Annotated in this window: 18 protein-coding genes; 2 read left to right on the top strand and 16 right to left on the bottom strand. The window is 51.9% G+C overall.

Features of this window, described 5'->3' with window-relative positions:
- Nucleotides 1–117: 117 nt before the first annotated feature.
- Nucleotides 118–939, top strand: a complete 822-nt coding sequence (locus DL346_RS07790; protein ID WP_112881443.1) for a hypothetical protein — start codon at nucleotides 118–120, stop codon at nucleotides 937–939.
- Between the two features lie 88 nt (nucleotides 940–1,027).
- Here DL346_RS07790 and DL346_RS07785 read toward each other — a convergent pair whose 3' ends face one another.
- From DL346_RS07785 to DL346_RS07775, 3 genes are read right to left on the bottom strand one after another with little or no spacing between them, the layout of a single operon-like run.
- On the bottom strand, nucleotides 1,028–1,324 hold the full coding sequence (locus tag DL346_RS07785; RefSeq protein WP_112881442.1) for a DUF6509 family protein: 297 nt from the start codon (nucleotides 1,322–1,324) through the stop codon (nucleotides 1,028–1,030).
- Nucleotides 1,325–1,359: 35 nt separating this feature from the next.
- A complete protein-coding gene (locus DL346_RS07780; protein ID WP_338066296.1) occupies nucleotides 1,360–1,812 on the bottom strand; it encodes a methylated-DNA--[protein]-cysteine S-methyltransferase in 453 nt (150 codons plus the stop codon).
- A 50-nt stretch (nucleotides 1,813–1,862) separates the two neighbouring features.
- The gene (locus tag DL346_RS07775; protein WP_112881440.1) at nucleotides 1,863–2,429 is read right to left on the bottom strand and encodes a bifunctional transcriptional activator/DNA repair enzyme AdaA; all 567 of its coding nucleotides are present in this window, start codon (nucleotides 2,427–2,429) and stop codon (nucleotides 1,863–1,865) included.
- A 154-nt stretch (nucleotides 2,430–2,583) separates the two neighbouring features.
- Here DL346_RS07775 and DL346_RS07770 point away from each other — a divergent pair, with 154 nt between their 5' ends.
- On the top strand, nucleotides 2,584–3,477 hold the full coding sequence (locus DL346_RS07770; protein WP_112881439.1) for a DNA-3-methyladenine glycosylase family protein: 894 nt from the start codon (nucleotides 2,584–2,586) through the stop codon (nucleotides 3,475–3,477).
- A 69-nt stretch (nucleotides 3,478–3,546) separates the two neighbouring features.
- On the opposite strand, the gene DL346_RS07765 is transcribed toward DL346_RS07770, so the two are convergent.
- The 13 genes from DL346_RS07765 to DL346_RS07705 form a co-directional block, all read right to left on the bottom strand.
- Entirely contained in the window at nucleotides 3,547–3,774 is a 228-nt protein-coding gene (locus tag DL346_RS07765; protein ID WP_112881438.1) for a cold-inducible protein YdjO-related protein, read from the bottom strand.
- Nucleotides 3,775–4,484: 710 nt separating this feature from the next.
- Nucleotides 4,485–4,715 (bottom strand): hypothetical protein, encoded by a 231-nt coding sequence (locus tag DL346_RS28775; RefSeq protein WP_133257493.1) that lies wholly within the window; start codon nucleotides 4,713–4,715, stop codon nucleotides 4,485–4,487.
- Nucleotides 4,716–4,920: 205 nt separating this feature from the next.
- Nucleotides 4,921–6,519, bottom strand: coding sequence for a hypothetical protein (locus DL346_RS07760; RefSeq protein WP_133257492.1), 1,599 nt, complete (start codon nucleotides 6,517–6,519; stop codon nucleotides 4,921–4,923).
- A 29-nt stretch (nucleotides 6,520–6,548) separates the two neighbouring features.
- Nucleotides 6,549–7,367 carry a hypothetical protein gene (locus DL346_RS07755; protein ID WP_112881436.1) on the bottom strand — a complete coding sequence of 273 codons (819 nt, stop codon included), beginning with the start codon at nucleotides 7,365–7,367 and terminating at the stop codon, nucleotides 6,549–6,551.
- A 90-nt stretch (nucleotides 7,368–7,457) separates the two neighbouring features.
- On the bottom strand, nucleotides 7,458–9,818 hold the full coding sequence (locus tag DL346_RS07750; protein ID WP_112881435.1) for a DUF6519 domain-containing protein: 2,361 nt from the start codon (nucleotides 9,816–9,818) through the stop codon (nucleotides 7,458–7,460).
- A 60-nt stretch (nucleotides 9,819–9,878) separates the two neighbouring features.
- Entirely contained in the window at nucleotides 9,879–12,053 is a 2,175-nt protein-coding gene (locus tag DL346_RS07745; RefSeq protein ID WP_112881434.1) for a phage tail protein, read from the bottom strand.
- Nucleotides 12,054–12,071: 18 nt separating this feature from the next.
- The gene (locus DL346_RS07740) at nucleotides 12,072–14,795 is read right to left on the bottom strand and encodes a putative baseplate assembly protein (protein WP_112881433.1); all 2,724 of its coding nucleotides are present in this window, start codon (nucleotides 14,793–14,795) and stop codon (nucleotides 12,072–12,074) included.
- 34 nt (nucleotides 14,796–14,829) lie between these two features.
- Nucleotides 14,830–17,373 carry a putative baseplate assembly protein gene (locus DL346_RS07735; protein ID WP_112881432.1) on the bottom strand — a complete coding sequence of 848 codons (2,544 nt, stop codon included), beginning with the start codon at nucleotides 17,371–17,373 and terminating at the stop codon, nucleotides 14,830–14,832.
- Nucleotides 17,370–17,735: a GPW/gp25 family protein gene (locus tag DL346_RS07730; protein ID WP_112881431.1), complete on the bottom strand. Its 366-nt coding sequence runs from the start codon at nucleotides 17,733–17,735 to the stop codon at nucleotides 17,370–17,372. Before DL346_RS07730 ends, DL346_RS07735 begins: the two co-directional genes overlap by 4 nt.
- A gap of 377 nt (nucleotides 17,736–18,112) precedes the next feature.
- Nucleotides 18,113–18,631 carry a phage baseplate assembly protein V gene (locus DL346_RS07720; RefSeq protein WP_112881429.1) on the bottom strand — a complete coding sequence of 173 codons (519 nt, stop codon included), beginning with the start codon at nucleotides 18,629–18,631 and terminating at the stop codon, nucleotides 18,113–18,115.
- Nucleotides 18,628–19,752: a hypothetical protein gene (locus DL346_RS07715; protein WP_112881428.1), complete on the bottom strand. Its 1,125-nt coding sequence runs from the start codon at nucleotides 19,750–19,752 to the stop codon at nucleotides 18,628–18,630. Before DL346_RS07715 ends, DL346_RS07720 begins: the two co-directional genes overlap by 4 nt.
- Nucleotides 19,745–20,086 (bottom strand): LysM peptidoglycan-binding domain-containing protein, encoded by a 342-nt coding sequence (locus DL346_RS07710; protein ID WP_112881427.1) that lies wholly within the window; start codon nucleotides 20,084–20,086, stop codon nucleotides 19,745–19,747. Before DL346_RS07710 ends, DL346_RS07715 begins: the two co-directional genes overlap by 8 nt.
- 34 nt (nucleotides 20,087–20,120) lie before the next feature.
- Nucleotides 20,121–20,783, bottom strand: coding sequence for a hypothetical protein (locus DL346_RS07705; protein WP_112881426.1), 663 nt, complete (start codon nucleotides 20,781–20,783; stop codon nucleotides 20,121–20,123).
- Between the last annotated feature and the right edge of the window lie 11 nt (nucleotides 20,784–20,794).

The following is a 20,794-nucleotide window of genomic DNA, read 5'->3' as shown; positions in this document are numbered from 1 at the left end:
TAGGCCTGTCCACTTCATAGCACTGGAAAGAAGCAATCTTCCGTTGACACTACCACCATTTTCGTCATATAATTTCTACTTATTCGAGTGAGAATTATTATCAGGGAGAGTGCAGCGATGTCCACAATGGATAAGAACACGATCGACTTCTCTTCATTCGGCTCCTACTACATACGCATATCGCCGGACGGCGCGGCAAATCCATCCTTTGAAATGCCGGCAGCGGACTTTCTGCGAGGCGAAGCCGTAATGGACGCCATCATCGCAGGCGGATCGGCCGTTCGCCCAACAGGCCATGAGCTGGCAGCCTCCTTCATCGGCGGCAATTTGTTCGGGCTTTGCGCGCTGCGGCTCCTCTTCCTGGCCCAATATAACGCCGTACTCGACCTGTCTTTGGACAAAATGACGTTTCAAATCGAGCATTTCGGCACCTACAACCTGTTCGGCTTCAAACTCGGTGACGATTACAGCTTTACCGGCGTGCCAGAAGATGCGGAGCGGGGAGACTATGTGCAGGCCATTCTCGAGCACGATTTGAAATCCGTCGTCGCTCCCATGCTAAACGCACTCGCTTCGGCAGCTTCCATGAAACCCGGCATCATCTGGATCCAGTATGGCAGCATGCTGGCAACGCTTATGAACATGGTGGAAGCTAAAGAAACGCAAAGCGAGGTGCTTCAGCGGTTCAAGCATGATTGCTCCGTGCTGCTGGAACGCATGGACACGAGCATCTTCGGCAGCAACCGCAATCCATTCGCCCATACCCCGCGTTACATCGATAACCCCTACCAGCCCGGCGGCAAGATGATGATCCGCTCCGGCTGCTGCATGTATTACTGCCGCGAAGACGGCGATATGTGCTACAATTGTCCGAAGCTTACCGCGCCTGAACGGGATGCGCGGCGCGCAAAAATAGCGGCTGCCAGCAATAGCGCGTAAGCCGCACACGGCAAACGCATGCCAAAAAGGACCTTCGCCGGTTGGCGATGGCCCTTTTTTTAAGCTTATCATTCCATTCCGCTTCTTATTAATCTGCCGACTCGGCGTAATGCGCTTTGCAGAAAGAATCGATGACCTGCTCTTCTTCTTCCTCGAGATCGAAATCCAGATATCGGTCATTGATCCGCTCGTACAGTTCATATTTCACGATGCTTGCATGATCGCCGTCCACGCGGTAAATAACCCGGATGTAAATGCCGCTATCGACATGCAGCTCGTCATCCTCCGGCACGTCGACATCCAGCCTGAACTCGTACCGGTCGCCAGCTATTATGCCGAACGGATCTTTGATTTTGTCCACCGAAAATTCCGTAATCGTAATCATTGCCTCATCCTTTCAAGCTTGTGCCTCATCTGCCATTATAACACGCCTTCCAGCCGCAGCAGCTGCTCCTTCGCTTTCATGCCGCCGCGGAAGCCGGTCAGCGATCCGTTCTTGCCGACGACGCGGTGGCATGGCACGACAATCAGCACCGGATTGGCGCCGATAGCCGTACCGACGGCACGAACGGCGCTAGGCTTGCCGATCTGCAGCGCGATGTCCGAGTAGGAACAGGTTTGCCCGTGCGGAATCCGTTTCAACGCTTCCCATACCGACTGCTGAAAAGGCGTTCCCCGCACGCTGAGCGGCACGTCAAACCAGGTCAGCTTTCCTCCCAGGTAATCGCGCAGCTGTCTCCCGTACGCCGCCATCCGTTCATCGTCCCGCTCAAGCGTGCATCCCGGATAATGCTTTTTACACCATGTCTCCGTTTCGTCGAACGGCGCATCCGGCGAGCCAACGTAGCAGAGCCCGTCGTCCGCTGCGGCCAAGTGCAGTCGCCAAGGCCCTTCATGCAGCAGCGTTCAATAGATTTTCTTCGTCATGTCCCTTCCACTCCCTCCGTGTCGTTTCGAACCGCCATTCGGTATGTTGTCGGCGAGCAGCCGGACTCCTTCTGAAATACAGTGGCAAAATGCGCCGCATTCGGGTAGCCGACCTGGCTGCCGATCTCGCTAATGGGCGACTCAGATGAGCGCAGCAGCCGTTTGGCCGCCTCGATTCTGACCCGCTGCAAATATGCGGCCGGCGAAGCGCCTTTCAAGCGCTTGAACATGCGCTGCATATGATAAGGGCTGGCATGGGACAGCTCAGCCAATTTGGCTAGCGTCAACTGCTCAGCATAGCGGGCTTCCATAATCGCCGCGATGGCGTCGACCCATTCTTCGTCCGGCAGCTTCAAGCCGCCGGGCTTGCATCTTTTGCAAGGCCGGTATTGGTCGGCAAGCGCGGCATCCGTGCTTGAGAAGATCCGGACGTGCTCTTGAAGCGGCGTTCTCGATTTGCAGGAAGGCCTGCAAAAGATACCGGTCGTCCGGACGCCGTAGAAGAACTTGCCGTCATAAGCCGCGTCGCAAGCCTCAATCGCCCGCCACATTTCATTGGTCATCAAGCGCCTGCACCTCCAAGCAAAGTATAACCGCTTTCCATGAAGGATGTAAGCTCGGCAGCATGAGAGAGCAAGATTAGAAAAGCAGCCTTCCCGCAAATATGGTACAACTAGTAAGGTACAACAATCGAAAAAGGAGGCGTTCGCGTTAACGATGCACGCCATTACATTACATCCGCCGGCAGCATTCAGCAGTGCCGCCATCATCGATTATTTAAAACGCTCGAGCAATGAATGCCTGTTTCATGTCGAAGGAAATACGGTCAAACGTCTCATACCTACGCCTGAAGGACCGCAGCTTATCTGGATTACACCTGAACGCGATGCGCTGAGGATTGCTTTTCCAGCGCTCCATGATGCGCCTTCCGAAGAACTGCAAGCGGCAGCGCATAGGTACGTGTGGGAATGGTTCGATTGCGGCAGGGATTTAACGCCGTTCTACGGCTTGGCGGAACAGGACGGACTGTTGCGCGATGTCGCGAAGCAGTTCTATGGGCTGCGGATCGTAGGCATCGAGGACCTCTTCGAAGCGATGAGCTGGGGCATTATGGGCCAGCAAATCAATTTGGCCTTCGCCTACACGCTGAAGCGTCGATTCGTGGAACGCTACGGGTCTGCTTTGGATTGGGATGGCCGACGCTACTACTCGTTCCCGTCGCCGGAGACCATCGCGGAGCTTGAGCCTGCCGATCTGACTGCTTTGCAATTTACGGGGCGCAAAGCGGAATACATGATCGGGACCGCAGCCGAGATTGCGGAAGGCAGGCTCTCCAAAGCGCAGCTGCTCGCTCTGAACGATTGGACGGCCATCGAGAAAACGTTAACCCGGATCCGCGGTATCGGACCCTGGACGGCCAACTATGTGCTGATGCGCTGTCTGCGCATGCCAGGCGCGTTCCCGATCGAAGATGTCGGGCTGCACAATGCCCTCAAGCACGTTCTTAAGCGCGAAGACAAGCCTACCATTGCCGAGATTAAGCAGCTGTCGTCCGGCTGGGGCGATTGGAAAGCGTACGCGACGTTCTATTTGTGGCGGACCCTTTATTAGCAGCTGCTCGCCTTTCGCCAAGCTGCTCCGATCTAAAGGCCAATAAAAAAAGGCCGCCAGAAATGGCGGCTAAAAGTCAAATTCACCCTTCTTTTTGCGCGGCTGCGATTTGATTTTGTTCTGAACGGCCGGCAAATGCCTCATGCTGCGGTGCATGGGGCCTTTGCAAATCGGACAGGTCTGTTCCGCCTCCGCGAATTCCTCTCTCACCCACGCCTTACAATCCGCGTTTTTGCATTTCCAAATCTTAGTTGGTATAAGCTTCGGCTTTTCTACTTCTGTAGACACTGAAAACATCCTTCCCCTTTGCAGAGCAGACGAAATAACGCCCGCCATAAAATTTTCAATTGACGTCCCCATTGTCGATGTTATATTATCTGACATGTCAACGAAACAGAATATGCCTTACTTTATAAGGAGTACTTTGTGGCGCTTTTTTAGTTTTCGCTAACCTGCCGAGGATTACTCGGGGGCCGCAAACCGATCTCCCTTCACCGCGCTCCGACAAACAGGCACGCCCCATCACCGATTCCAACAATACGAATCGCGATCGTATTATATGTAGCTCCACTGCATTTCACTCAGCTTTCTTACATGCAAACCCGCTTGCCGCAACTTAAAAATAATAGCTCCTGCGACGCTAAGAAGCAAGCATGGCCCGAAAAAATCAAAAAGCACCCTGCAAGGGTGCTTTTTATTCCGTTTTTTATTCCGTTTAAAACCAGTATTTACGCAGTCTAAACCTGACATTTAAACTCATTTGATTTGAATTGATGATAAACAAATTTTAAACCAGTTTTTTCACATCAGAAGGGATGTCTTGGGCACCAATTTTTCTTTGCGGAAGCAAGTAGCTCAGTGAAAATTGATGTAGACCGGAGTTAGACATATTGTGCACAGTATGCAGGCATATGAAGAAGCCGCGTAAACATTAGGTTTGACTTTGCAGGAATTGCGGACAGTTGCACAATATAAAATAGTTTCACATCAAATTATTATCAATCACATCAAAAAGAGCCGTTGCCAATTGCATCCGAATTTCGTTCTCTATTGTAAAAATGTTTTTTCATTGTACCGTTTATTGGATTTTTTTTGATAAAAAAAACGGGAAGCACACTTGCGCGGCAGAGGGTCTGATCCGCAAAGAAGCTAGGGGGAGAATTCGGGGTCTGCAGCGTTTCATCCTTTGCTTGCTGAAAATGCAGCGTCCCGGTACGTCCGGCAAATCGGCTGCTCATTTGATCGATAATGATCCGGCTCTGTGTAGCGTCGCGCGTACGGAAAGGACGTTTATCACTGACAGCGATGAGGTCAGGGTTCGGTTTTCCTTGGAATCTATACTTCGCATACCGGGAAGAACGTAAAATAATCCCCACCTAGCGAGGATAGGGATTACTTACGCTTAATCCAAAAACCAATTTAAAAGTGGAGCTGAAGGTTAATTTAGCCAATAAGGTTAACCTCACCGTCAAATACAATTGGACAGTTCCCGCCTCCAAAGGTGATACTCAACTGATTGGTCAAGAGCATACCGCCAACTATCTGTGCAGCTTCCTCCGGCTGCATGTCCGGAGTGGCGTGATTAATATCTTGCGCGATCACAAAGTACTTCCAACTGCCCATGCGATCGTCAGCAGAAAAGTATTTGACGCCGGTGTAGGTACCGTCGTTGGCTTCTCTATCTTCGCCAACACCATTGTCTTGCAAGACGATGCTGCGCCACTCGCCAGACGGCCCGATGAGGAAGCACTGCACAAAGAGCTGATTGCCAACAAAGAGATTGTTGTCGGCATCATAAAATTGAGATTTAACGATAAACGGTTCTTGGAGACTAGCCTCATTCGGTGCAATAATGTCGTACTTGGACAGGATATGAATGTTAGTATTAGTCTCCGAATCCTTATGGGTGTATGTTCCTTCCGTGGTGATGCGTTGATACTGCCAGTCGACACTGACCTTGAATGCCTTGCCAGGCACAATTTCTTCAGGATAAATGAAACTCAATTCCAGATCTTCAGCTATCGTTAGTTCTCCCTCACTGGCGGGTGCAGTTTGGTCCTGACCTTTGCGGAAGGTATCACGGACGTCGCTCGTACCAGCAATAGCTGCAACCGTAGCTGCACCTGCCAGCAAGCCGGCCGCTACTTTGCTAGCACCGCCGCCAGTGGCTGTAGGCGTACAGTACGTGCCGCCGCTGCTATTGGGCAGATCGTGCGTACCACCTCCCCCTGCAGTAACGTCGCCCGAACCATCGACGGCTTCTGCAATTGCAGCGGCTACAAGCAGAACAAACGTTACAACGGCGAGGATAACCTTCCACCATGGATCTTGAAACGGCAAGTCTCCATACTGACCCTCATATGGTTGCGTCGGCTGAATTTGAGCTTTGAGTTTCCCAACTAGCAATTGTGATGCACACAGCGTAAAGTTTGGATTATTTGTAACACTTATACCTTCGCTGAGATAACTCAGCAGATTGCAAGACTCACGATCGCTGGATTGAAGTTTGCCAACAACGTTAAGAACATCAAGGATGGTCGACCTCGTATCGTATCGGTCACTGCAACAAGAATTATCTATTTTATTATTTGAACATTCACCTGAACCGATCATTTCTATAAAAGCAACATCGAGTACTGCCTCTGACGTGGTTATTGAAAACGAATGGGTGGCTGGATTGAAATTCATTTTCGTTACAAATATCGGTTTGATTATCCGTTCGTGCCCTTCAGCCGTTACCACAATAAAGCTCACCATATGTTTTCCGGGCGCTGCTGCGCTAAAATCAGCTTCCCAGCTAAAAAGATGGGATACTCTAGTGGCAGCGTGGACAATACTATAGGTTTTCGGTGTTACAACAATGCCTGGGTCTGAGACGCTCTCAATATAAACTAGCACCTGATCGACCTCTGAGCCGTTATTCATAATATGAGCGTTAATAATTTGCTTTCCAAGAGCGACCTCAAAAATGCCATCTGGCGTCATTAAGCCAGTGATCGGTTCTGAAGCAAATGGCCGATTGGGGATTTCAAATTGTGTCATAGCGTTCACTCTTTACCCTCTTCCTTCTCTTACTCTTTATTCCGAAAGACTAGGACGCTCAGACCACCGACTTCTTTCTCTTCAGTATTTTGAGCAACATGGAGGAGCGCTATATCACCCTCGAGCATCCCCACAACTGATAAGCCAACCTTCGCACCCGGGCCAATCTCGAGTTTGACGACAGGTTCTGCTTTTTTACTCTCATCCTCGTCTGGACAGGGTTTAGCTACAAATCCAACATGTGCAATCTTACCTTCGCCATAATGCGGAATGTCGGGATCAAGATATGGCAGCAACGGCTTAATCTCCTCAAGGCGACCAACTCGAGAGGAGATGCGATATGATTGTGCCAATCGTGAGGTATTATGTATTTCAAAGCTCATTGTAAAATGTTCTTTTTTCCTAGCCAACTTGAGTACTGTCAGGTTACGTTGCGCAACATGGCGGTCGGTTGGAACGTTGAAGTGTGGAGCGGATGGCAGTGGATCAAGGTAGCGGTGGTAAGCTTCCGCCATCACGCATTCATGTCCATTATTGACGAAAGTCGGGTTCCATTTGCTCAAGCACAATACATCCCGCGTCTCGCCAGCATAAAGGGATACATTAGCAGTACCAATAAAATTAGCCGTATTGCGATCAAACCCAACGGCCGGATTCGCCCAGTAAAAGCGCACATTGGCGTTCCAAACGGCGTCTTTACCTTTGTTGTGAACACGTGCCCATATGTAGCAAGGTTGGCCTTCGATTGGCTGACCCGGCGGACCCAGCGGGTCTTCGCCCGATACAGTCCAAATATCAGGGCTCAAATACCAAGGTGATCCGTCCTCGATTTCTAACTTTATATCCATCTACCACTCCTCCTTAATGTTAGATATCCAATTTTCAAATCTCGTATATTCTTTCCTGTTCAATTCCATGTTTCTCGAGAAATTCCCCAACTAAGTTCCTTCCGTATTTGAATAAATATAGAACCAGCTCTCGAAATCGCTAGCGCGCACACCTGCCCCTGAAGGAAAATGCAAATCGATCGGCATACGAAACGATGGCCCCGATGGCGGCGGCGGAAAGCCTAACATTCTGAGAATCTTCGCATCTATGGGCAAGTTGGATCGAGCACCGGGCAGACCGAGCGTCTGACCGTCCAGGTAAGATCGACGTCCTGGTTGACAATTCAAATGCTCCATATTAAGTGACCGCTCATCGGTTCGACAGATAGCATGTCCTTTGAGGGTAACTCGCACTGGATCTACATCAAAGGCTCTAAAGAAATCATTGTCTTTTTTTTCCTGTTCGAAATGGAATCGCCAGTGAATCACATTATCGATGACATCAATTTGGCCAGGTAGTGTCAGAGTCATTGAGTCGTTTTGCACGGTGACGATTACTGTGATTCCATTTAGCAGCGAGTTTCGATCAGGCTTTCCGTCCAAAAAAATGAACAAGCCATAGTTATAGAAATCTTCTCTTCTCATTGCATAATCATTAGACCAGCTTGTCCGAATTACATGGAGAGCTGGAAGTCGAGCCGTCAAGGACGGAAACATAGAACGGCAATCCTGCACATGAAAGATTCTTGTTTGGAGTTCCTTGGCTGAGCAAAGCATACCATACAACCCCGTTAACTCCTTTTCGACAATGGACGTGTCAATCTGTGAGAACAGCTTGGAGGACAGGCCCATTGGTGAGGTAGGCAATTTCGCGGGCAGGGATTCTGGCACTCTGCTAAGTTCTCTTTTCAGACCATCGGGAGAACCTGTATCCTCATTAGGCGGCTGGCGATCGTTATTATGCCAAACCAGTGCCAGACGTGAATAATGGTGTTTAATGCCCATGGGAGGTTGCGCAAGCGGTGTACCGTCTGAATCACTTGGCCATTCGATTTGCCCGCTGGCGGTACGCGCGGGAATTAGCCAGTAATCGCCCGTCCTATAATTCCCGGCAGCGAATTGGATCTGGATACCATCTTCCAACACGATCCAATCGTCTAAAGTGACATACCCCGTTCCATCCCATCGCCTCATTTTGGGATGCAATGTGTAGTCGACGGCAAGCGCTTTATCAAGAGTAATTTGTAGGGTCGCAGGGTTGATATCCGTGATCGATACCAGTTGCCCCGGCTTACCTGATAGTTCCAAAGTATCATCGGTAATTTCTACAAGTTGCGTCTTAGCAAAACCAAGTTCTGTATCCGGTCCCAAGCTTGCAACGGTTACCTCGGTTGCGCCCGCGGGGATCGGGTCCACGATAGAGGTGACGACCGAGCCATTATCGCGTGACCAAACAAAGGTGACATTGTCCTGGGCCGGATCTCCCCCTTGCAAAATTTCAACACGGTAGAGCTGGTTCTCCAGCCGTTGGAAGCCGGCCGTTGGCGGCAGCTGACAGGGGTCACTGCTAGAACCGGAAGGTTGAGTACGCGCATTAAGTACCCTCTCAGGCTCGGTAATCAGATCCCTCCATTCGGGAAAGTCCTGTTTGCACAGATTGGCCTCAAATGCCAAAAAGCTACCCACTAGCAATAGAATCTGCTTCTCTGTGTCATCCCTTAAGCTCTGTATAACTTGTTTCGACTGCACTGGTTTCATCGATCGCAAAAATCTGATTAATGTATTGATGGTTTGAGAAAAAATATCAATCACTTTATCCAATTGATCCGTATTCTTCCCTTTCAGAAAATCAACTATGTCGCCTGCGATACCAATGATCGTCTTGTTAGACTTACTGAAAGTCGCATTCTGCTTCACAAGATTGTTTAAATCTGACTCTACACTCTTCAACGCGGCAATAAGTGAACTGAGATCGGGTGTCACCTGCATGACTTTGACTTGCCAGACTGTCTTAAGCCGTGTTGTCGTATCCGGTCCATCTGCACCTAGCGCCTGCTCACGAATAGAGGGATCGTCCAAGACGGTAATGTGGCGTTGCCATGAGTCCAAGTAGACTAGTCCCAATTGGTTACCCTGGTTAATTAAGAGTGTTGCCGGATCAGGCGGGTTGGGTAAATCCGGCTGTTGCATATAATCGATCGTGGCTTCGTTCTCACACAGAAGGCCGTCTACATAATAGCGACCGCCACCAATTAGCAGTTTGTCATCATGGGCGGAAATAGCAAAGCCTGCCTCTTCTAAAGGTGCACCACCGGCACCAATAACGTCAATGTTTTCAGTTACTTCGTGATACTGGGCTATGGCTTGCTGCTCGTTCCAATCTGCATCAAGCTGGACGCGTCCCTGCTGCATCAGTATGCCGCTATAGTGCTTACGCCGATCAAATGTCTGTCGACTAAAATCGCCTTTCATGATAGATCATCCTTTATGTATTGAGTTTCCTGATTGATTCTCGAAGAGGCACCAGAAATGCTAGGTAATGTATGTAAGACCTGCTTCCATGCCAAACTTGAGAAATTCATCGAGATGCGAGACCAGATTCACTTCTCGCTGTGTTTGAAAGACATCGTGGAAAGCCCCCATCTCAGCCCCATCATCCGCCCCGGTTAGAATTTCCGCTGGAGTATGCCAGTCCATCTGTGCGAAAGCAGGCTGTCCGTATATCTCTTGCGTAAAGCTTGGTTTGAGCCTCGCGCGCACCGAATCGGCAATATGATTCTGCTCGGCCTGGCTAAGAAACGGATCCGCCCTTAAAGCATCGGCTACCGCCTGTTGGACAGCCAGGTCGGGCTGACAACGATAACGACGAGGAGTTTGCGATCCGGCCGGCACATAGCTAAAGCGCACGCAGCCTGCTTGACGTCGCTCGCAGGTAACCTGCTCCGTAAATAAGCAGTTAGAGGCAAGGACCATTTCCTGCACTGAAACCTTACCGAAAACGGTGACACGTTCCAGTGTACTCGCAGGTCCAGGCACCGATCCTGCAGCGTCGGAGGCCAGCGCGACACCATGCTGCATGCTTGCTTTGTCAAGTGTCATGTCCCGCAATTCTCGCAATGGAGGAGCGTTGATGATGCTGTCTTTCACGGTCAGTTTAACCCCATCCGCCGGCATACGCATCGGCCCGGTAATACAATGGTCGATCAGGATCGTAATAGGATACTCCGGATCAGCTTGGACAATCAGGCTAGCCGCTCCGGGCTGTTGGGGCTCCCCCAGATTATCGAGCATCAACCCCGGCACGAGCGTACAGTGACGTAAGGTGACTCTCTGCAATTTGCCGCTTACATGCAACGTCCCACCGCTGATCAACAAGCCGTTGAGTATCACTTCCGTATTTTCATCGCCGCTGATTCGCAGTGTATTATTTAATAGTAGGAGCGGACGTGCCCCATTAGCAGCACGCAGTTCGATTCGCTGGTTGGCCGCCACCTTAATGGTTGGTGTCTCCTGGTAGCGCCCGCTATCCAGAATTTGCACCATTCCGCTCCCATTGAGCGCGGTAAGTGCATCTTGGATGGTGGCATTCGGTTGCGGAACCAATTGTAATGCCATTGTTTGCAATTCGGGATCGAACGTTGAAGTGCGATCGTATTCGCCGCCGCCCAGATCCATGCTAAATCCTGAATAGTAGGTGACGCGCACGCTAGCTGGCGCGCGGTCGGGCGGAAAGGCTAAACGCCCCAATACAGGATCCAATGCGATTTTCTCGCCGGCCGAGGGCATATGTGCCCAGCCAATGATATTGCCCAGAGCATCCACCAGGTCGCTGAGATTACAGATGTTGAGGGCGTCCGAAGGATGTTGGCCCACAGCCGGCAAGTCGTACCCATCGATCTGAAGAAAAAGACTGCGATCCTTGCCATAGTAGGACTCGTTCAGATATCTATCTAACACACGCCTGCCGATCGGCATGGGTACATCAAGCGGCCCCGCTAGCTCGGTAAAATCGCCTTCATTCATCGGATGAGTAAAGAGCTGCGTGTTGTTACCCAGGGGGCTAAAGGTATAGCGCAGCGCGTCTGCCTGAAATACAGCCGCGGGCGAAGAAGTCAGCGGATATGCACGTAGTCGCCATAGAAAAATACCGATATTGGGAATGTTATGGCGCCCTCGGCGACTGGCAATCCGTCGGACATCTACGGTACGGGGAATGCGATCAAATGGCGTGTTCAGCCACTCCAAAGGTTCCCACTGACGTAGATTGGGCGTGGCAATGTTCGTTGGTCGCAGGTGATGCATGGATTGCGTCATTGCCAGGACATGGAAAAACTCGACGACACGGGCATCCCAACCGGTGATATCGCGCGCCAGTTGCTCAAGCATGAGAGCGGTGCCCTTGCGCCGTCGGTAGGCCAGTGTATTTGCGACAAATGCCCGCTGGCTAATAGTAGCCGTAATAGTCGCCTGCAAGCTTCGTACGCCGAGCAAATCTCCCAAATACGGTACGACCCACTCAGCGCAGGTTTCGATAAACTGATCATCGTAGAGTTGCGTGAGGTTCCCTTCTATCACGCTCACTTCTTCAGCGATTACTCCCAGTAGTTCCCTAAGGGGTCCTCCTTTTATTCCATCGCCCTGCTCGATATCGCGAATCCGATAGATAGCCGGGAGCAATTGATACAATCGATCTACAGTAAAACTCATCGGGCTACATACACTCCTCTATAATTTGACCGTCATAATGAGATCAAGCGGTCCGGGGTCCAACGTAAGCAGTTCTGCGGCAGAGACCTTAAAACCCGCGCCAGGTTGCGGCATGGAGGCGTGCAAAATCTGATGTAATCCTCCAGTATCCAGGCTGATGGGATAGCTGCGATAGAGCGCTTTTATCTTCACTGCCACAACTCCCGGTACATTCTGTATAGGCGCGACCACTTCGCTCAAAAATACCGGTTGACCGAAGGCGCGCGCTGCAAAGGAGAACTGATCGCGCAGCTTTGACTCGATGGCTAGCTTCACATCATCCGGGAGATAATCAGGGTTGATTGTCACCACCGCACTGAGAGTGAAAAACCGTCTCTGATAAGATTGTACGCGTAGCGGAACAAAGGGATCGCCAGCATGTCGAATGGCTGTCAGCAGATTGGAAAAGATCGCGTCTCTGGTGCTTATCTCTGTTCCCTGAGCGCCTGCGATGGTCAGAAAGACCCCACGCCGCTGGCCGTCCCAGGTCCAAGTGGCCAGCGCCTTACTCACCCCGGCAAAGGCACGCGCGAAATCCTCGTAATCGCGGAGGGAGACTACCCGGCCCAGTGTCAGTACCGGCAGTGGTGCGTTTTGCCGGGCATCGTCCGGCGTTTCTGGATCAGCTGCCCCGCTGGCAGCCATGGGATTGGTTACTCCCTTTACGCCCGCCGGCTGCGTTAGAAGCAAACTCAACTGGCCTGGCCTTACCATGCCCGCCAGGCCGATGCCGGTGCGGTAAACCGTGCGTACATTCTGTTGCCCGCTGGTTAACCTCGCTCCGGTAATGCCATCTCCGCCCTCAATCGTGGTTATTCCGCTGTTGTTGCGGCGTGTGATATAGATGTGCTCTTTTGATCCATGTCCATAGAGCGCGGGTACTTCATGCCAGAGCATATCATTGACGTATACTTGGAGTGTGGACTGTGCGCCGCTCGGACCCGCTACGCTGACATACGTCAGTGGCGACTGGCGCAAAGCAAACTTCTGATATATCTTACTGCCATCACCGCTGCCCAATGGCTCCTCGCGTGACTGTCCATGTGTGGCAGGCGCGATATTACCGTTGATAACAACACTGTTGCGCACATACGCATTTTGAAGACCGCTGCTCGCCAAGGTGACGCGGGTAAAACCCTCGTCTTCGGGATGATACTCGACATTCTGAATGATGACGTATTCACATGCATGATTCCCCCGGTTCTGATCCAACTCACCGCAGATCATCAGTCCCTGTCCGATGGAAAGCCCCTCAATCAGGCCCTCGATATCAAGAACAGGGCCGCTGACGGGGTTAAGAATGGGTAACCTTGCCAGCGTCAACTGCTCGCTCTGCGCGTATACTGTCGTTGTACGAATGCCAAACGAGCTAAAATTGTCGTTATTATCCAGCGTCAGTTTAGTCACTTTACCGGTCAGGGTGAAATCTGCTACGGACATGTCACTCGTTTCTTGAACTTGGTGAAGTCCCCAATTAATCCCATTACGCAATACAACATAGCTGTTGGGTGCAATCGATGGGTATGTTGTATCGAGATAGACATCGGTACTACCGTGGGTACCACCCACTTCAGGAATTGGATACTTATTAAGGTTGACTTTATCAACCCAGCTATTTTTACGGCCATGATAGGGACCTTCCTCATCTGTAAGGCTTGCAGAGAGAGTCTCAAATCTCGGCGCGTTATGCCCAAAGATCGCTGCCCGCGTGCGAAAGGTAAGTACGCCGGGGGGAGAGGCTTGGCTCGCCTTAAAGTTGGCGAAGATGGCCGGCATCGAGAATCCTTCGACCAAGGCGATTGTGTTGAGCTCGACCGCGCTGATCCCTTGCGCTGTATGTGCCTGGCCAAAATAATTGCTGGTGGCCGAAGCTCGTACCTGTAACGCAGGGATGAGAATCGATCCCAGGTGCGGGTTCAAGGAACCGATGGCGGGGGATGAGCCCTCCACTATTTGGATATCGACCTGCGTTCGTTTGAGATCGTGCTGGACAGAAACATAGGTGATCTGGCAAAACACGGGAGCATGCTTGTCTTCCGGATCATCATCTGGGACGATGATCAAAACATCTCCGTTTTTGAGATTGGTCGCTGTGCCGGCAAAGTAGAAAGTTGAGCGCAGCTTCCCATCCGGCATAAAAGGGTGGCGCGTAGTCAGACGAGGCGTCATGGCGTTCCAGGCGGCCCGTGCCTGGATTTGCGCGACGGTCTCAAACGTCTGAGCCTGCTCGCCCGGACCAGGAACACTCTGTATCTGTGTTCCCACTGGAATAGTTGTAACATGGGGCGCACCTGGCGCATTCTCGATTGTAAAGGCCAGGTAGACGCTGGCGGCCACACCGGGACGAAGCTCGTACCCGATCCTGCGCGCCAGTTCAAGCAATGAAAGCCGCTCGGTAGCAGTGCGCAAATAGGATTCGTTGGCGATGCGCTCCTGGTAGAAAGTCAGAATGTCGGCGACTATGGCCCAGGCATCCAGCAGAGCTATGGCAAAATCGTCATCGCTGCGCGTAGTCAGAGACGCCAGCTCAGGCCGCTGCGAGTTAGATAGTCGTGCCAGCATGCTCTGCTTAAAGGTGCTATGCGTGCCGACGCGATAGGCAATCTCCGCCATACCAGGCGGATTATCGATCGCGACCGGCGTTTCCACGTGTTGCCCCTCACAGCGACCACAGCTGCAGTCATTGAGATGACTTAAAACCATAGATTCCTAACCTCCTTTGAGTGCCGATTCATATTTAACGCTCTTCTATATGAAAGATACCGTGTTCAGGGAAATTTCGATCATTATCCAGTCGCGCCACTTCCAAGGCACCAATTTTGAGCACCTCGGCTCCGCTCGCATCTGTGGCAGGCTGCCCCAAACGCTGAAAGGAGGTGATCTCGACAAAAGATACGCCAGGTACGGCCTGCGCCGCCGCGAAGAGAGGGCTGAGATAGACATCCTGTCCGAACGTAAAATTGTCCGCGTGAAAAAGGCCACGCCGGCCATCGGGAAGCAGCCGATTGCTAAAAACCGCGATCAGAGCCTGCTTGACGTCGCTCCAGAAGTACCCATCTTTGACGCAAACTTTCATTGCAATTTCCAGCGGAACGTATCGCGGTGCGTTAATTTCAATGTCCTGTCCTTCCATGCGAAAGCGTTCCAGGAACTGCAGCATTTCCGATTTGAAACTGTCATCGACCTCCAATCCAGCCAGTCGATCAATGCTCAGAAAAACAGTTCGCCAGCTTCCCGTCCAACGATAGGTCGCGACCGCTCGCTGTACTCCGGGATACCGCTGAGCTGCCGCAGCATAGTCGGCTAAGATCACGGCCCGTTCCTGGGAATTGAAAGCGACCGGCGCACTCAAACGTACATGCTCCATACTTTCAGGGTCTATCCCACCCTGTGCGGGCAAAGGATTCGTCACAGCAATGATCGAAGGATCGTTGGAGACAATATGCGTGAGGGTACAAGCTCCCACGTTGCCTGCCGTCCCGTTGCCGATGCGATAGGTAGCCAACCAACCCGGCTTGCTTTGGTCGGTATCCGGCCTCGGCTGCATTCCATAGATTCCATCGCCAAAACGGAGAGTAGCCAGGCCATTGTCCTCAACCTCAGCCAAAAAATGCTTGTCGAAACCATCACTTGCCAGGAGATCACGTTGAACATTCCATCGCGCGCCTGAGCTATCAGTGACTGATATCGCGGGCACAGCCAGCCCTAGATCCCATTGCATCGCCGCGCTGGCGGGCGCCTGCGGGTCGAAATATAAGACCTGATGGTGCCGTCGCCCGGCCGAAAGCACACTTCCACCGGTGCTAGTAATACGTTTAACCCGGCCCCTTTGGGTCAGAGCCCCCTGCTGCAGCTGTGGGCGAAAAAGCGGCGGCGCCAGCACGAGCTCTTCTGACTGACAGGTTAAATCGGTTGGTTGCGCACGCGCAATTTGCGCCGGTGGGACATAGCCTAATGACTGGGTAACTGTACGACCATGATCGGCCAGGATGACATTACCCAGTGCAACGCTGACATCCGTAACGTATTTGTTCCCATGCTCCGCGTCGGTTCGAGCTGAAAGACAGAGCGCAAATGGTAGCGCGTCAGCCTCGGCCCAGGTAATCTCGGTGATATCGATCGGGTCGCTGCTCGGAGGAGTGAGAAACAAGCCGCCAAGAGGATCATTATTGGTCATCACGCCAGTCAAACGCACAACGCAGCGATGTGCCGGATTCGCATCACCCGCAATCCCTGTGTTTGGTCCGAGCTTTTCCTGAAAAATCAACAAATCCCCTACCTGTAAATTTGGGAGCTTGCCAAGCAACGTCGCGCGTGTAGAACCCGCCGGTAAGCAGCATTCCCGATCGCCCCAGGTATAGAAAGAAAGCATATTGTGGGCTGTGAAGACCCGCGCTTCTTCCATAGTTTCGAAAACCTCGGCACCCTGAGACAGCGCCTGCTTATATTCACTCGAAGCCATTAGAAGTAGCGGCTGTTTCTCCTGGCTGCTAATCCGGGTGAGGAGTTGGGTTTGGATCGGCAGGATGAGGTTATTGCTCACCTGGATCTGCACCCAGACTCGTGCGTTACAGCCATCGTGCATGGGATAATCGACCAAGCGCGCGTGACGGCGCATGGAAATCCGCCGCCGCGCGGTGCCTGGATATGCCTCGTTGGCAATGGCATCTTGCTGGTAGCTCAAATAATCACCGACGTAACAGAGCAATTCTACCAGCGCGATGCCCATGTCTGCGGGATGGCTCTCCTGCCATTGCGGCATCAGCAGCGCCAAGCGATCCATAATCGTTCGGCGAAAACTGGCGTAGTCTTTAGCCAGGTAATCGATGATTGGTTCTTGCTGAATTTTCGGTGGGCAAGTTATTGACTGCTGGCAGTCAAAGTCGTTGGCGCATTCAATTTTAAAAGAAAAATCAACGGATGATAGTAGCGCGTCAAAGCCAGATGGTGGCTGGAGTCGGCCGGCATCGTGAACCAGAAAAAGCGTGTAGGTGGAGAAATCCCCCGGTTCGGAGACTCTGATCTCCAGCACCGTGTTATCCACTCCTGGCTTTACATCGGTCACTGTAATGTGCTTGATCCGCTCGCCCCCGGTGATCAGAAAATTCCGTTCGCTCAATGAAACGGTGAGCGAGTTGATAAAATGGACAGTTAACGTGCGCTGACGCTGCGCAATAGACATACCCGGATCATCCACAACTTCCAAAAAGTCGATACCGTTAAATTCAGGATGATTGCTAATCACACCGCGCCGGCGCTGATTATTGCAAAAATAAATCATAATCCACCTCTCTGTGTGAACTCCGCCACCTGCTGCCGCTGCGTCCGCCTCACTAGGTACTGCACCGTAATCTTAATTGTGGAGTCCGTTGCGTCAACCTGCACTGCCTGAACCTCAATAAGGTCACCGAGCCACTGCTGTAAGGCACCTTGAACCAAAAATTGCGTGGTCGCGGCCAGTTCGGTACTGTTGGGTGCAAAGATCATTTGCAGCACCCCGCAGCCAAACGTCGGGCGATTCACGCGCTCGCCCGGTGAAGTAAAAAGCACCTGCTCAATCAGGTCGCGGAGATGATCTTCGTCGCTGGTTTGCGCGGTTCTTCCGCGGCCATCAAAATACAATGGATAATCGAATTTTGTCATGTACCGCTCACTCTCGTTTGGGTTGTAATAAGCGTTGGCGGCCCCTGCGGAATCTGCTCAGCACTCTGGCAAATTCCCGAACTACTTTGAAGAATCGCTGGCTGGCCGTTAATAAAAACCCTTACGGCCGGAGCTAGCCAGCGCACCGTCATACATGGCTGAGGCCTGCCAGGCGGTACGGTGAACGCGCAGCCCGCAACCTGCGAGGTATCGCTCTGCACAACGACCGCCATACCATTTACCAGAACCTTTTGATTGCTCGATAGAGTCGATACCTGGCCGCCATGTGAACAAAGGGCACTGGCGCCTACGTGAAAAAGAAATGCTGGCATACACCTTACCTCCGGCTCTTCTGTCTATTCGGGTTCCTCTCACTTTTAAGTAATAGTCAGTGCGGTCCCATTAATGGAGACTGATGGGCCAATCATCGAAATGGTGGCCCCCTTGCCGTTTGAAAGGACAATTCCCTCGTCATTAATGATAACCATGGCTCCTGAATTGACCTTGAGCGTAATGCCCGGTCCTCCTGGCACGTCGCTGATCACCATGAAATTCTGGCCGCTTGTCTGGAGCAAGATATTGGGCATATTCGGTATACCCGCCAGAGCCATTGGTGGTACCTCGGCCACTGTACCCCACCAGCAGCCTGACCAGATGGGGTAGTCAATGTCCCCCTGTTCATATTCCACCCAGACGCCCGAGCCAATAGGTGGCACAACGTGGATTCCCATCTGTGTACCGGCTAACGGCAGGCACGGCATTGCCCATGTCGAAGGCATGACGTTTGTGACTCCAGTGACCTGTACCATCAGCCGCCCGCGTTGCTCGGGGTCTACATTGTTGATCACCGTGCCACGATATTTGCCGTAAAACCGGGGAGTTACATCCTTACTCATACTGGTATCCTCGATTGTAGTGAAATAAGAGCATTTCTGCTCAGCGAAAAATTTTGTTTGTACTCACCCTGCTTGATGCTGTGCGTCACACTGGTGACATAATAGAGGCCATCGTAGGTCGGACCTGTTCCTCGAACACCGACCAGTTGACGCGCTTTCAATATCTGTCCATATCGCAGAACGTCCAAAGAGCCTGAACCAGTGATGACATCGGTTGACTTCGCAACCTCCGCCAACCCGACCGCGGCCGCCTGCAGTGGCGTGTATTTGGCTGTCTGCGGTATCCGTTGCACCCGCAGGGGCAGGGGAATTTTCTGACCTAGCGGTGGATTGAGCGGTGTTACATCAGGAATAGGTATTGGAATTGTTTGTTTTGTCTCTGGAATCTGTATTAACAATTCATAGAGCGTACTGGAAAAGCCGTCAAAGGTAAAACTCAGCGAATCAACATTCGTCTGCGCATCCATATTGATGCTCAGTGCCGGTTGGACCGCGCCAAACTTGATCTCCGGTCCCCAATAGGCGATATTCGTCCCCGGTTGTGAACCCGGTTCGACGTAAAAGACGTATCCGACTTCACTGGCCAGCCGATTGATATATTCGAGATCAGTGCCCTGATGCTGCGGAATTTGCTTGGTTGGAATAGGAACATTGAAGAGAACACTTGGAATGATCAGCGGGACAATGCCATAGACGGCGTATTTGGCCAAGATCATTGCAATGCGCGCTTCGTTGGACATGGCGGGATAGGGCAACCCGCTAAGATCGGCCAAGTCCATCATCCTGGTCAGGTCTTCTCCGATGACAATCAAGGTAGATTTCCCCGGATCGCTGCTTGGCGTAATAGTTTGCCGGGTAATCACACCGTCCATCACAACATGAGGTGTACCGTTTACCGTGACGGTCAGTATTACTCGCGTCGGAGGATCAAAATAGCCATTGGGCAAGAGTGTCGTGTTAAGCAATGAAAGCTTGCTCAGCCCAAAGGTTAGCTGGAACCCGCTGCGCTGCCCGGAGCTGACGGTGACTTCCGCGCTGAGGAGCGAGTCAACAACGGCCTTCGGCGCCGCTTGGGGGACGCCCATTCCGATCATTAACGTGAGATAAAAGCCCTTAAGCATTTCTCGCCCCCGGAATACCCTGAGGCAAGGTAATGCGCAGCACCCTGCCGGCACTCTCAGTCAATTCATTGGGATCAAGAACATTATTGGCATCACAGATGCGCCAGAACTGCTCCGGATCGTTCATATACTGTGCGGTGATCACATCTAACCGCTCTCCGTCTTTAACTACATGCTCGGTGAGCAGATCAAACTGATCTGGCTGAGGTACAATACGCCTGCGCAGATACGTAATCTTTGTACCATCCGCCTGGTACGTGGCCGTCTCGATGCCGTAATAACGGCTGGTCGGCGGAAAGTGTCCCGGTTTGATAAGTAACATCGGATTAATCATAATAATGCTCCTTCTCTCCAACTCATCTCAAAAGCTACACCGTAAAGGCGTTCGCGCCGATGCCTAGCGCGCTCAGGGTGCCGCCTGCATGCCTGCTGGCGAGTCGCTCTTTCTGCTGCTGATAGGCCAGGTATAGACTGCTTGCCCGCTCATTGAAGCCCACATCGTTGATGCTGAGTACGCGCATCGAAAGATTAACCTTAGCCCTAATAGGATTGAGCGAGGGATCAAACGCCTCCTCGGTAATACTGAACTCCGTCAGAATCACCGGCACAATGCGATTTTTGCTCCAGATAAACAGGGTCAGCGACGCCTCTGCAGGCATAATTTCCAGAGTGCCTCCTGCCGCCAACGCATTGTTAGCTTGCAACGTGCTGCTGGTCGGGTAGACAATCGTCTCCAGCGCAGCCAACTGCGGATAGAGCCCGACCTCGACGGTTGTCTGGTCCACGACTTCCAACTGATCGGTCGCATCGATCTCAGCTTCCAGCTTAAAAACTTCTGTAGGCGGCCCCTTGAGTCTCATTGCCTCCATACGGTCACCCGCCTCCGCCGAGATTCCCTGGATATGAAGTGTACGCGTCAAGGTATCTGGGTTATATTGCAATGCTATGATACGCTGAACCGCGCCGCTGGCAGGATCAAGCAGCACGATGCCGCCTTTGAGTATGCGCGGTGAACCAGAAAATGTGGTCATAGGGCTGCTCC

The organism is Paenibacillus montanisoli, assembly GCF_003268025.1.
Classification (GTDB): Bacteria; Bacillota; Bacilli; order Paenibacillales; family Paenibacillaceae; genus Paenibacillus_Z; species Paenibacillus_Z montanisoli.
Note: the sequence above shows the minus strand (reverse complement) of the source record. Positions and strands in the feature narration are given on the sequence as shown.

What these genes read in the sequence shown, in the direction of transcription:
- DL346_RS07755 (WP_112881436.1), bottom strand. Translation starts at nt 7,367, where the DNA reads ATGGATATAAAGTTAGAAATCGAGGACGGATCACCTTGGTATTTGAGC.
- DL346_RS07735 (WP_112881432.1), bottom strand. Translation starts at nt 17,373, where the DNA reads ATGATTTATTTTTGCAATAATCAGCGCCGGCGCGGTGTGATTAGCAAT.
- DL346_RS07785 (WP_112881442.1), bottom strand. Translation starts at nt 1,324, where the DNA reads ATGATTACGATTACGGAATTTTCGGTGGACAAAATCAAAGATCCGTTC.
- DL346_RS07745 (WP_112881434.1), bottom strand. Translation starts at nt 12,053, where the DNA reads ATGAGTTTTACTGTAGATCGATTGTATCAATTGCTCCCGGCTATCTAT.
- DL346_RS07750 (WP_112881435.1), bottom strand. Translation starts at nt 9,818, where the DNA reads ATGAAAGGCGATTTTAGTCGACAGACATTTGATCGGCGTAAGCACTAT.
- DL346_RS07770 (WP_112881439.1), top strand. Translation starts at nt 2,584, where the DNA reads ATGCACGCCATTACATTACATCCGCCGGCAGCATTCAGCAGTGCCGCC.
- DL346_RS28775 (WP_133257493.1), bottom strand. Translation starts at nt 4,715, where the DNA reads ATGAGCAGCCGATTTGCCGGACGTACCGGGACGCTGCATTTTCAGCAA.
- DL346_RS07715 (WP_112881428.1), bottom strand. Translation starts at nt 19,752, where the DNA reads ATGCTTAAGGGCTTTTATCTCACGTTAATGATCGGAATGGGCGTCCCC.
- DL346_RS07765 (WP_112881438.1), bottom strand. Translation starts at nt 3,774, where the DNA reads ATGTTTTCAGTGTCTACAGAAGTAGAAAAGCCGAAGCTTATACCAACT.
- DL346_RS07720 (WP_112881429.1), bottom strand. Translation starts at nt 18,631, where the DNA reads ATGAGTAAGGATGTAACTCCCCGGTTTTACGGCAAATATCGTGGCACG.
- DL346_RS07705 (WP_112881426.1), bottom strand. Translation starts at nt 20,783, where the DNA reads ATGACCACATTTTCTGGTTCACCGCGCATACTCAAAGGCGGCATCGTG.
- DL346_RS07730 (WP_112881431.1), bottom strand. Translation starts at nt 17,735, where the DNA reads ATGACAAAATTCGATTATCCATTGTATTTTGATGGCCGCGGAAGAACC.
- DL346_RS07760 (WP_133257492.1), bottom strand. Translation starts at nt 6,519, where the DNA reads ATGACACAATTTGAAATCCCCAATCGGCCATTTGCTTCAGAACCGATC.
- DL346_RS07790 (WP_112881443.1), top strand. Translation starts at nt 118, where the DNA reads ATGTCCACAATGGATAAGAACACGATCGACTTCTCTTCATTCGGCTCC.
- DL346_RS07775 (WP_112881440.1), bottom strand. Translation starts at nt 2,429, where the DNA reads ATGACCAATGAAATGTGGCGGGCGATTGAGGCTTGCGACGCGGCTTAT.
- DL346_RS07740 (WP_112881433.1), bottom strand. Translation starts at nt 14,795, where the DNA reads ATGGTTTTAAGTCATCTCAATGACTGCAGCTGTGGTCGCTGTGAGGGG.
- DL346_RS07710 (WP_112881427.1), bottom strand. Translation starts at nt 20,086, where the DNA reads ATGATTAATCCGATGTTACTTATCAAACCGGGACACTTTCCGCCGACC.